The 1,677-nt window shown below is 70.0% G+C and carries 1 protein-coding gene; it reads right to left on the reverse strand.

What is annotated here, in order from left to right; genetic code table 11:
* Positions 1-422: 422 nt before the first annotated feature.
* Entirely contained in the window at positions 423-1,544 is a 1,122-nt protein-coding gene (locus tag DWY51_RS09375; RefSeq protein ID WP_117770655.1) for an IS110 family transposase, read from the reverse strand.
* Between the last annotated feature and the right edge of the window lie 133 nt (positions 1,545-1,677).

The raw sequence follows: 1,677 nt of genomic DNA on the forward strand, positions 1-1,677 counted from the left end.
TACGCGGTTTTACCAAACCGCGTAGCTGCTCGACGCTGCAAACGGCCCCAAGTGGCAATCTGACGTTCAATTTCAAGGGCGCGACCAGAGGGTCAGCGCCCTTTCATTTCACGTCACCTTGCTCGCTTGGGGCCGTTTTCGCTCATATGACCCAATCCGCTGTCAAGAGCCACAATGGCCCCGCCGACCGCTTGCAATCGGTCGGCGGGGCCTGCCGTTGAACCCGTCCCGGTCCGCCCCCGGCATGTCGTCGACGCCTTCGGCTCAGTCTCATATCCGCGGATACCGTTCTGTCGGCCCGCACTCCATTCCTTCGGCGGGGCTCCCCAAGTCTGACTACGCGCATGCGGCCGCTGCCGCGCGCCCAGCGAAAGCGGGGGTATCCCCGAAGGCTGCCCGGCTCGCCGGGACGGGGGCTATGTCTATTCGGTTGCCTCCCGGCACATCGCGCCGAGGGCCCACAGCCACCTCACGAGCTCGGCGGCGGTGGCGGCGTTCGCCTTCGCCTGGGGCATGCCCCTGGCGAGCATCTCCTCGCGGCGCCGGAGCAGGCGCTCGGAACCCTTCCTCCCGTGCATCCTCACCTCGAGCGGGACGCCGCTGCCCTTGGGCATCAGCTTCGGTTGGTGGCTCGCCTGGACGTAGCTCCAGGACCCCTCGACTGCCAGCCTCCTGACGAGCGCGTTGCCGGCCCCGCTGATCCCGCCGAGGCGCACGGAGTCCGCGCTCGACCTCTGCTTCGGGGCGAGGCCGAAGTAGGACGTCACCTGCCTGCCGGAGCGGAACCTCGAGAAGTCGCCGACCTCGGACGCGAAGGCGGCGGCGAGCGCGAACCCGCACCCCTTGATCGACTGGAGCGCCTCGACCTCCGCCGAGAGGGGGCCCGCCGCGACGGCGGCCCTGTACTCGGCGAGGAGGTCGTCGCGCGTCTCGGCGGCCGCCTCGACCTCGCTCCTCAGCGCCGCAAGCGCCCGGATGCCGCCGTCGTCGGCGGGCCGGACCTTGTCGAGCCACCTGAGGAAGTCGTACGTCCAGTACCTCCGGGGGTTTCCGGCCGGCGTCGTGCCGCCGTAGGCGTAGCCCCGGCGGGCCAGGAACGCCAGGAGCCGCTGCTTCGCCGCCGCGAGCCTCGCGGTCGCCGCGTCGTGGGCCCCGGCGAGGTCCCTGAGCCCCTCGATCTCGGGGGACGGCACCCATACCGGGGTGACGTCGTGCGACAGTATCGCCTTGGCCATCCTGGCCGCGTCGTTGCGGTCGTTCTTGGACGAGAGGTCTGCCGACGACCTCGGGACCCTGGAGACGGCCGCGACGACGCAGTCGACGCCGAGCCCGGAGAGCTCCCTCTGCGGGGCGAAGCCGAGGTAGCCGCTCTCGTAGGCGGCGAGCGACGGGCCGGGGAAGCCCGACATCCACTCCGCGACCTCGCCCCAGGGGTTGCCGCGGAACCTCCTCGTCACGGCCTCGCCCGTCTCCGCGTCGAGCGCGCAGACGGTGGTGGACCTGAGGTGTACGTCCATTCCGAAGGCGGTAGAATATCTAGGCACGGGAGCCTCCCAACCTCGTTGCGGCGCGGCTGCGCCTCTGGCACTTCAACAACATTGTCGCAGCCCCGACCCGCGGTCACGAGCGGGGGCTCCTGTCGTTTCCGTGCCCCTGGATTGGGTCATAGTGTCTGAC

This window comes from Collinsella sp. AF25-2LB (genome assembly GCF_003458415.1).
Taxonomy (GTDB): domain Bacteria; phylum Actinomycetota; class Coriobacteriia; order Coriobacteriales; family Coriobacteriaceae; genus Collinsella.